We start from the raw sequence: 9,811 nt of genomic DNA, 5'->3' as shown, positions 1-9,811 counted from the left end.
ATTTCAATTTAAGCAACAGCTTGAAAAGAATAAAAATAAAGTGGTTCTTCTCGTAAGAGATTAACTGCACTGTGCCGACTTAGCTCAGTAGGTAGAGCAACTGACTTGTAATCAGTAGGTCACCAGTTCGACTCCGGTAGTCGGCACCACCTTTTAAAACCTCATCTCTGATGAGGTTTTTTTTCGTCTGTAGTTATACCAAATAGTTATACCCACTCAATCCCATATTGGGCAGCTTAATGGTTATAGTTTACAATAGTACCAATAAGCAGAATGCCACCAGTTTCATTGAATTGCAGTGCCTTTTCCTGTATTTCTGTAATTCCTCCCGCTTTAACTGATATTTGCATGCTGCAATTAAAGGAACTAACAACCATTGATGTAAAACATCAAATAAAATAACAGGTTGCGCTAAATATAATGGCAAGTATAAAACTCTCAGTAGAGCGCTTAACCGAAGGTTTATATATCAAGCTACCATTGCAATGGACTGATCACCCTTTTCTACTGAATCATTTCAAAATCAAAGATCACCAACAAATTCGCCTGATCAAAAATCTTGGGGTGAAATTTGTCTACCTGATTCCTGAAAAAAGTGACACCAAGCCTCTCGACCCGGAAACCCCGGTTGAGGCCCTTACCGAACATGAAAGCCAGTTTCTTGATAAGCAAGCTGAAAAGCTCTGGCAGGAAAAGCAGGGACGTATCTCGCGCCTGAAAAATTACAAACGCAGACTGCAACGTTGCGAGAAAAACTTTAATCGCTCGATGGCTCAGCTTCGTTCAATCATCGGCAAGATCAAAAGTCGTCCCCTCACGGCGATTAATGAAGCAGAAAGCCTCGTCGAAGATATGGTTGATGCCCTAATGGAAAGCGATAACGTTGCCCTCCATTTGATGAATGATGCCAAAGACTCGGAAGACATCTACTTTCACTCACTGAACGTGGCTATCATGTCGATGATGCTGGCTAAATCCAATGGTATGCCAGCCAGTGACATCAAAGCGATCGCTCTAGGTGCCTTGTTCCATGACATGGGAAAACTGAAAGTTCCCACGGCAATCACTCGTAAGACGACACCTCTGACTGAGCCTGAAGAGAATTACTTAAAGCTGCACACCCGATACAGCCTAGATTTGGCAAACCTGGCAGAAAGCTTTCCACAGGCTGCAAAACCGATTTTGAGCCAGCATCATGAGTTGCTTGACGGTAGTGGCTACCCCAAGCAACTCACTGCCGACAAGATCGACTTGAAAGCGCAACTGGTCTCAGTCGTCAATGCCTACGACAACCTGTGCCACCCTCAGGATCCGGCCAAGGCCCGTATCCCTTATAGCGCCCTGTCCTATCTGTTCAAAAATAAGAAGGCGCAATATAACAGTGACTACATGGCTCTGCTGATCCGCCTAATGGGCGTCTATCCGCCAGGTAGCGTAGTGCAGCTTTCTAACCAGCAGCTCGGATTGGTCATTTCGGTGAATTCCGAAAGCCTGCTGTTTCCGAACGTACTGCTCTATGATCCGTCAGTACCTTCCAACGAAGCACCAATCCTCGATCTTGAAGAAAGCGATCTGCGGATTGAGCAAGCTATCGCACCGCACAAACTGCCGGAAAAAGTCTACACCTACCTCAATCCCCGGATCAGGATATCCTACTACTTCGATCCTGATGATTGATAGTGTTAGGATGTTTATCAATAGCAGGTCTTCTATCGCCGGCACTGAAGCACGATAGAAGACCAAACAAAATTACAAGCTAAACATATCCTTAATCCACCCTGCCGGCTGGGCACTGCTGCACTGTGATTTCAGTGAGCCGTCTTTGTCCCACACCGGCAGAGACTGCTTACCACCACAATCCTGACTTAAGGTACCGTTCGGTAACCGGTTATATTTTACGGTTGTCAGTTTCTTGGGCCAGCTCAGGCGCAGTGGCTCGGGGTGGCGGCGGCGCAGGTAATCGCTATACAGGCGCAGTGCCCCGGCAGAGCCCGTCAGGTTAACCGGTTTGTTATCGTCCCGTCCCATCCATACTGTTACGACCTCCCGACCATCTGCACCGACATACCAACTGTCACGGGTTTTATCCGTAGTACCGGTTTTGCCAGCCAAAGCAGCCCAACCAAACTTCGGTTGCAGAAAACGTGCGGTTCCCTGGCTGACGACATTTTTCATTCCGTAAGTTGTCAGCCAGGCCGCCTGCTCGGGAACTGCCTGAGCGGCTTTCGGGTAGCTCTGGTAGAGCCTGTTGCCTTGCTGATCCACAACTGCACGCAATGCCGTCAGCTCGGCTTTGCGGCCACCACTGGTGACCGTCTGATACATCTGGGTGACTTGATATGGTGTCAGGGTAAAAGCCCCAAGAAAGATTGACGGCAGTTTAGGGATCTCATTACGATCGACGCCGAGCTGCACCATGGTATCAATCACCGGACCCAGACCAACCTGCAAGCCCAGGTTCACGGTCGGCACATTCAACGATTTCGCCAGGGCATAGTACAGAGGCACCTCGCCACGGAACTTGCGATCATAGTTGCGGGGCTTCCAGGCGGTTCCTCGGCTACCTTTGAGCATGATTGGCTTATCATCAATCGTGGTTGCCAAGGTGTATTGCTCTGGGTGGCGTAGTGCCGCCAAATACACTGCAGGCTTAACCAGCGAGCCAATTTGTCGGCTTCCATCCAGCGCCCGATTAAAGCCGGCATAGCCCGGACGGCTACCACCAATCATTGCCCTGACTTCACCGCTCAGGCGATCGACGGCAACCACGGCCGCCTCGACCTTGACTCCGGCTTTCTTGTTTAGCTTCGGCACCATCGCCATCACCGCTTGTTCCGCTTCCTGCTGCGATAGCGGGTCGAGGGTACTGAAAACCCGAAGGCCAACGCCCGGGGTAAAGTTATCACCGACTTTCTCTTTGAGCTCACGCTGCAACTGCTGGAAATATGCCGGTTGACGGCTGGCGATCATCGGCCGCTTCTGTACATCCAGCGAGCGGGAGGCTGCCTGCTCGTACTGCGCCCCATCGAGAATACCGTTGTCCATCATCAGGCGCAGGATCAGATCCCGGCGCTGGCGCGCACGATCGGGGTTTCGCCATGGGTTATAATAAGACGGACCTTTCGCCAGCCCCACCAGCAAAGCCTGCTGGTCAATACGCAGTTCCTGCAGTGGGCGACCAAAGTACAGCCGTGCTCCCAGCGCAAAACCGTGGACCTCTTTGCCACCATTCTGTCCTAGGTAGATCTCATTAAGGTAGGCTTCTAGGATCCGGTCTTTGCTGTATCGGTAGTCAATGATCAGGGCGATATACGCCTCGCTCAGCTTGCGCCACAGCGTACGCTCACGCGATAGGAAAATATTTTTTGCCAGCTGCTGAGTCAGGGTACTGCCGCCCTGTACCGTTCTGCCAGCCCTCAGGTTAACAAACAGGGCCCGTACGATAGCCAACGGAGAAACCCCGTCATGGTGGTAAAAATCGCGATCTTCCGTCACCAGCAAGGCATCGACCAATACCTCGGGAAAACGCTCCCGGGGCAAGAACATTCGCTGCTCGCCCTCTTGAGTCCCCAGCATCCCCAGCATTTTGGGCTCAATACGTATATATCCCAGCTGACGCTTGCTGCCCACCTCATGAATACTTTTCAGCTCATTGCCGGAAAACGTCAGCATCACATGGCGCCCGCCTTCATGGCCATCCTCGAACTCAAAAGGCCGGCGCAGCAGCTCAATACGAGTCGAGGACGAGGAATACTCACCGATACGCTGTGGGTTTCTGACCTTATGGTACTGCAGCAGGTCGAGCTCTCTGCGCACCTCTTCCAGGGTTACCGCCTGCCCCGGCTGCAGGGTCAGTACCCGACCATAGACAACAGCCGGTAGATTCCACAGCTGTCCGTCAAACTTGTCCTGCACCACGTTATCTAGGTAAATCCCGATCACCAACAGTACTGCGATAACAGCAATAGTGGCTTTAACTCCGAAGCCGATCAGCCACTTAAGCCAATTCGGCAACTTTGAAGATTTCTTCTTGGTTGTTTTTTTCCGGCTCTTGCGGGGCTTCGCCGGGCTTTTTTTCGCTGGTGCCTTACCCGTTGTCTTACGTCGGGTGGCTGCTGGCTTTTTATCTCCCGCTTTCTTATCCGCGGGCTTTTTGGCTCCCGGCTTCTTGGGAGCAGGCGCGGCAAGGCGAGCTGGCAACTTGATCATCATGCTATTCTTCATTCCCGAAATCGGAGCCCTACATTTTATCAGTCAGGATAAGTACTTAAATACGATATTATCCTGACAGGTATTATGCTATCCCAGCGTAGGGTTCAAAAGTCCTTGTCGTTACCATAAAGTTGGCACGACGACGTTACATATATTTCTTGGTTTTACGCGTCGGCGCATGGTTTGCCGGATCATCCGGCCAAACGTGCTTGGGATAACGCCCCTTCATCTCTTTTTGCACCTCGCGGTATGATCCCTGCCAGAATGCCGCCAGATCTTGGGTGATCTGCAGCGGACGCTGTGCCGGTGAAAGCAGTTCCAGCACCACGGCAACCTTGCCATTGGCAATCTGGGGCGAGCTTTTCTCACCGAACATCTCTTGCATCCTTACTGCCAGTGCCGGTTTATGACCGATCTGGTAGCGGATCGGATAGCGCGAGCCAGTCGGCACCTGGTAGTGCGTCGGCAGAGCCGTTTCAAGAGCCTTCGCCTTCTCCCACCCCAAGCGCGCCTCGAGAGCCGCCACCAAGTCTAGCTTCTCGATAGCCTTGAGGGTCTTCATCCCGTTCATGAACGGCAGCAACCACTCACCGGCCTCTGCCAGCAAGCTAGCCTCGTCCATTGGCGGCAGATCAAGCTCCGGCAGCCACTCAGCAGCACAGCGCGCCCTCACCAGCAAACCTTCGGCCTTCGCCTGCCAGGGCAATATAGCCAGCCCTTTACGGACAATGGCATTGAGCAGGGCCTCACTGGCCTTGGCCGGATCCGGCTCTGCCATCGCACTGCGCTGTAATACCAGTTTGCCGCAGCACAGGTGTTTTTCCGCCGTAAGGCGGCCTTTCTTGTCGTCCCAATCCAGCCACTCACGTTCAACAAACAACTGTGGCAATTGTGCCTGCAGTGTATTGGCATCGGCTGCAACCGCCGAAAATATCCGGCTGTCTCCCTGGCGGGTTTTCACCACATCGGCGACCACCAGCATTGCTTCATCGGCCATCGGCTCATCAGGCAGCAGCATCGCCCCCTGACCGTTAGCCAACTGATAGCGAGCGTCCTTACCGCGTGATAGCGCAATTCGGTCAGGGAAACCCGCCGCCATCAGCGGGGCAACCCACTCGGCCGCTACTGCCAATGCCGCGGGTACGGCATTGGTTAACTTGGCCAGATGCTGCTTTGCCCGCAACATATACTGCCGACTACGAGGCAACTTACCGCTCTCCAGCAGGTTAAGCTGAAAATGCAGATCCGGGTTGTTCATCCCGCGCGGCGGGTCTTCCAGTAGTGCCACCAGCATCGCTGCAGTCATCATGGCAGGCTCATCTTGCTGTTTTGCCATCAGCAAAATAGCAGCATGGCGAGGATCGGCACCTAACTGCTGGATTTGCTTGCCACTGTCTGTCAACTGATAACGCGAATCCAGGGCACCGAGGCTCTGCAATAGATCACGGGACTGGCTCAGGGCCTGTACCGGCGGTATATCCAGCCAGCGCAGCTCGCTGGCATCCACACAGCCCCATTGCGCCAACTCCATCGCCAGCGCAGTCAAATCGGCCCGGAGGATCTCGGGTTGTGGGGTCGCAGGCTGGCGCGCCAACAGCTCCTCGCTGTATAACCGCAAACAGATCCCCGGCTCAAGGCGCCCGGCACGCCCCGCCCGCTGCTCGGCGGACGAGCGGGCAATACGGACCAGCTCCAGCCGGCTGATCCCCGTCTTCGGATCCCACTGCGCAATACGCTCCAGCCCACAATCAACCACGATACGGATCCCTTCGATCGTCAGGCTAGTCTCGGCAATATTCGTCGCTAGCACGACTTTTCGCTTGCCTTTGGGAGCCGGGGTAATCGCTTGTTGCTGCTGGCCGGTTGTAAGCTGGCCATATAACGGGCAAATCTGCACATCGCTGCCGACCTTGTCCGCCAACAGCTCCGCAAGGCGCTTGATCTCACCGGCACCGGGGATAAATACCAGCACCGAGCCCGATTCGGTATTAAGCAGGTTGGTGATTTCCCTTGCGGCACTGTCGACCATCTGCTGGCTATCCGCTAGTGTTTTATAACGGTGCTCGACCGGATAGCAGCGGCCTTCAGACTCAATATATCCCGCACCTGGCAGCAGGCCGGTCAAGGCCTGCTCATCGAGTGTTGCGGACATTACCAGCAGTTTCAGGTCGTCACGCAAGGCCTCCTGCACCTCCAATGCCAGCGCCAGCGAGGTATCGGCATGGATACTGCGTTCGTGGAATTCATCGAAAATCAGCAACTCGATACCGTCAAGCTCCGGATCCTGCTGCAACATCCGGGTCATCACCCCTTCGGTCACTATCTCCAGCCGGGTCGCCGAACTCACCCGGGTTTCTCCCCGGATCCGCAGGCCAACCGTCTGGCCAACCTTTTCCCCCAGCTGTGATGCCAGGTAGCTGGCTATATTGCGCGCAGCCAACCGGCGCGGCTCCAGCATCACGATACGGCCGGCAAGCCTGCCCTGCTTCAATATTGCCAGCGGCAGCCTGGTCGACTTACCGGCACCCGGCGGCGCTTTAAGAATAAGCTGTGAGCAAGACTGAAGTTGATCAAGCAATGGAGATAGAACGGCATCGATAGGCAGCTGTGACAATGTGAAAACCTTGTGTCATATTCAAACTAAGCTGATAGCTATTGTACAAGAAAGTGGTTTACCAAACTGAACAATTATCTTCCTCCTCTCCATGAGGCAACAGACTCACGGCTCAATTTGGTCTCTATAGGTCGTATTACCATGAACGATAATCGTCAAGAACGCCTTTTCTTAGCCCTGCCGCTGGATCTAAACCCAGCAGATCAGCGTGCCTTCCGCCACCTGTGCCAGCTTGCCAACGAACTGCCGGGAGATGGACGTCCGGTACCTGAAGCCAATATCCATCTGACCTTGGCGTTTCTCGGGATGGTTTCCCAACTGCAAAAAGAGGACCTAATTCGCCTTGTCGACGCAATCACCCTGCCCGAATTTACCGTCCACTGCTCATCTCTGAAATACCGCAAGCGTAGCAGGCTCGTCTGGCTCGGTTGCGACAGTGTTCCCCCCCCGTTAGCGCAACTGGCCGCAAACCTGAAGCAAGCGGCCGAGCAAGTCGGGCTGGAGCAGGAGGAACGACCATTCCTTCCCCATATCACCCTGAAAAAACACCTCCGCCAACGCCCGGAGACATTACCGGAAAATATTCATTTCACCTTTCATTGTCAGCACTTTGGCCTGTATATTTCTGAACAATTCAAAACACCACACGGCTCAGGGGTCCGCTATCGCAGCCTCCGGCAGTGGCCACTCTCGGCAACACCCAATATCAGGATACAGAATGAAATTTGACCCACCGTTACAGGCTGCTACATTAATCAAACGCTATAAGCGCTTCCTCGCCGACATTGAACTACCTAACGGCGAAATAAAAACGATTCACTGTGCCAATACTGGTGCAATGACTGGTTGCGCTGAACCTGGCAGTACGGTCTGGTATTCCACTTCAGACAACCCGAAACGAAAGTACCCCAACAGCTGGGAATTGTCCCACACTCAGGATGGGCACTGGATTTGCGTGAATACCACGCGAGCAAACAAGCTGGTCGAAGAGGCCATAAATAAGGATATCATCACAGAATTAACAGGCTATTCCTCACTCCGCACTGAAGTGAAGTATGGTAGTGAAAACAGCAGGATAGATATCCTGCTAGAAGCTGGTGACAAACCACCATGCTATATTGAAGTAAAAAGCGTAACCCTGCTGCAAAATGGCCGGGGATATTTTCCGGATGCCGTCACCACCCGGGGTCAGAAGCACCTACGGGAGCTGATAGAAGTAGCTCAAAGCGGGCAGAGAGCGGTACTTTTTTTCGCTATTTTGCATTCAGGGATTGAAAACGTGTCTGCGGCGCACCATATAGACCCGGACTATTACAATTTAATTCAACAAGCAGAACAGGCAGGCGTAGAGATCATCGGTTACAAAGCGGTATTGAACCAAGATGGGCTCTACTTAGATAACTGTATAGAATTCCACCAATGAAACTGAAAAATGATGCTTTCTTCACATTGGTATAAAATTGAATATATGCAGCAATTGCCACCCATAACCCTTTCTGCTATAGATACCGCCCAAAATTAACCAGTGACGGTTATTAGGTATATTAGGAGATGCTATATGCCAGAGAGCAACGTTAAAAAATCGCTAGGCATCCTGGCTATTGCTGGGGTTGAGCCGTATCAGGAAAAAGCTGGCGAAGAATATATGGGTGAAGCTCAGCTAGAGCACTTCCGCAAAATTCTTACCGCTTGGCGCAACCAGCTTCGTGAAGAAGTTGATCGCACCGTTAACCACATGCAGGATGAAGCGGCAAACTTCCCAGATCCAGTTGATCGTGCAGCACAGGAAGAAGAGTTCAGCCTTGAGCTTCGCAACCGTGACCGTGAGCGCAAGCTGATCAAGAAGATCGAAAAGACCCTTCAGCGCATTGAAGACGATGACTTTGGTTTTTGTGACTCTTGCGGTATCGAGATCGGCGTTCGCCGCCTTGAGGCTCGCCCGACAGCCGAACTGTGTATCGACTGTAAAACGCTTGCAGAAATCAAAGAAAAGCAGATGGCTGGCTAATACTCCGGTATTATACAGCAACAGTCTTAAGGGGGAGCAGCGGCTCCCTCTTTCATTTTTTATGATTTGTTTATGAGTACAAAAAACCACTACATCGGCCGTTTTGCGCCTTCTCCGTCAGGCCCCCTGCATTTTGGTTCTCTGATAGCCGCCCTGGGCAGCTACCTCCAGGCTAAATCACAGCAAGGCACCTGGCTGGTTCGTATGGAAGATCTTGATCCGCCGAGGGAAATGCCCGGTGCGGCGGATGATATCCTGCGTACGCTGGAAGCTTACGGCCTGGAATGGGATGGTACTGTCATATATCAGAGCCAGCGTCATGATGCCTACCAGGCTCAGATTGATGCCTGGCTGCAAAGCCGCGAGGCCTACTATTGCCAGTGTACCCGTAAGCAAATCAAACTTGCCGGTGGTTATTACCCGGGAACCTGTCGCGACCTAAATCACAGAGCTGGCAACAGTGCTGTTCGACTTAAAGTAAATACGCCAGTCACTCATTTTGATGATGAATTGCATGGCCGGATTGAAATCCCAGCCTCTCTGGCTCAAGAGGATTTCATCATTCATCGCCGGGATGGCTTATTTGCCTATAACCTGGCCGTGGTACTGGATGATATTGCACAAGGCGTTACCGAAGTGGTGCGCGGAGCTGATCTGATTGAGCCTACCGGCCGGCAGATCGGCCTATATCGCCAGCTCGCACAACCAGAAGTCAGCTATCTGCACTTGCCGCTAGCCGTTACTGAAAATGGTAACAAACTGTCAAAGCAGAACCATGCCCCCGCAATCGATAAGGCCAACCCGAAGCCCGCCTTAATTGGTGCGCTGATCTTTCTTGGCATGGCCCCACCAGCCGAACTGGCAGATGCCAGCCTCGAAGAAATCCTGCGCTGGGGTACCGATAACTGGCATGTTGGCAAGCTGCCAAAGTCGACAGCTATCACACTGGCATTCTAAAATGGCTTGCCGTGATATAT

Annotated in this window: 7 protein-coding genes and 1 tRNA gene; 6 read left to right on the top strand and 2 right to left on the bottom strand. The window is 52.6% G+C overall.

Annotated elements, in window-relative coordinates:
- Positions 1 to 73: 73 nt before the first annotated feature.
- Together MD588_RS17195 and MD588_RS17190 are read left to right on the top strand one after the other, a co-directional pair.
- A tRNA-Thr gene (locus MD588_RS17195) sits at positions 74 to 149 on the top strand.
- A 271-nt stretch (positions 150 to 420) separates the two neighbouring features.
- Positions 421 to 1,677 carry an HD-GYP domain-containing protein gene (locus MD588_RS17190; RefSeq protein ID WP_265698752.1) on the top strand — a complete coding sequence of 419 codons (1,257 nt, stop codon included), beginning with the start codon at positions 421 to 423 and terminating at the stop codon, positions 1,675 to 1,677.
- A gap of 72 nt (positions 1,678 to 1,749) precedes the next feature.
- Here the strand turns inward: MD588_RS17190 and mrcB are convergent, their stop codons facing one another.
- Both mrcB and hrpB read right to left on the bottom strand, forming a co-directional pair.
- Positions 1,750 to 4,209, bottom strand: coding sequence for a penicillin-binding protein 1B (gene mrcB / locus MD588_RS17185; RefSeq protein ID WP_407676592.1), 2,460 nt, complete (start codon positions 4,207 to 4,209; stop codon positions 1,750 to 1,752).
- A gap of 148 nt (positions 4,210 to 4,357) precedes the next feature.
- Positions 4,358 to 6,826, bottom strand: a complete 2,469-nt coding sequence (hrpB, locus tag MD588_RS17180; RefSeq protein WP_265698750.1) for an ATP-dependent helicase HrpB — start codon at positions 6,824 to 6,826, stop codon at positions 4,358 to 4,360.
- 141 nt (positions 6,827 to 6,967) lie between these two features.
- Here hrpB and thpR point away from each other — a divergent pair, with 141 nt between their 5' ends.
- The 4 genes from thpR (at position 6,968) to gluQRS (ending at position 9,791) form a co-directional block, all read left to right on the top strand.
- On the top strand, positions 6,968 to 7,555 hold the full coding sequence (thpR, locus tag MD588_RS17175) for an RNA 2',3'-cyclic phosphodiesterase (RefSeq protein WP_265698749.1): 588 nt from the start codon (positions 6,968 to 6,970) through the stop codon (positions 7,553 to 7,555).
- Positions 7,545 to 8,249 carry a DNA/RNA nuclease SfsA gene (gene sfsA / locus MD588_RS17170; RefSeq protein WP_265698747.1) on the top strand — a complete coding sequence of 235 codons (705 nt, stop codon included), beginning with the start codon at positions 7,545 to 7,547 and terminating at the stop codon, positions 8,247 to 8,249. The genes thpR and sfsA overlap by 11 nt, the downstream gene beginning before the upstream one ends.
- Positions 8,250 to 8,384: 135 nt before the next feature.
- Positions 8,385 to 8,834, top strand: a complete 450-nt coding sequence (gene dksA / locus MD588_RS17165; protein ID WP_265698746.1) for an RNA polymerase-binding protein DksA — start codon at positions 8,385 to 8,387, stop codon at positions 8,832 to 8,834.
- A 72-nt stretch (positions 8,835 to 8,906) separates the two neighbouring features.
- Positions 8,907 to 9,791 (top strand): tRNA glutamyl-Q(34) synthetase GluQRS, encoded by an 885-nt coding sequence (gene gluQRS, locus MD588_RS17160; RefSeq protein ID WP_265698745.1) that lies wholly within the window; start codon positions 8,907 to 8,909, stop codon positions 9,789 to 9,791.
- Positions 9,792 to 9,811: the final 20 nt, after the last annotated feature.

The organism is Photobacterium obscurum (assembly GCF_026191635.1).
Taxonomy (GTDB): Bacteria; Pseudomonadota; Gammaproteobacteria; order Enterobacterales; family Vibrionaceae; genus Photobacterium; species Photobacterium obscurum.
This window is presented reverse-complemented; position numbering and strand designations above follow the sequence as displayed.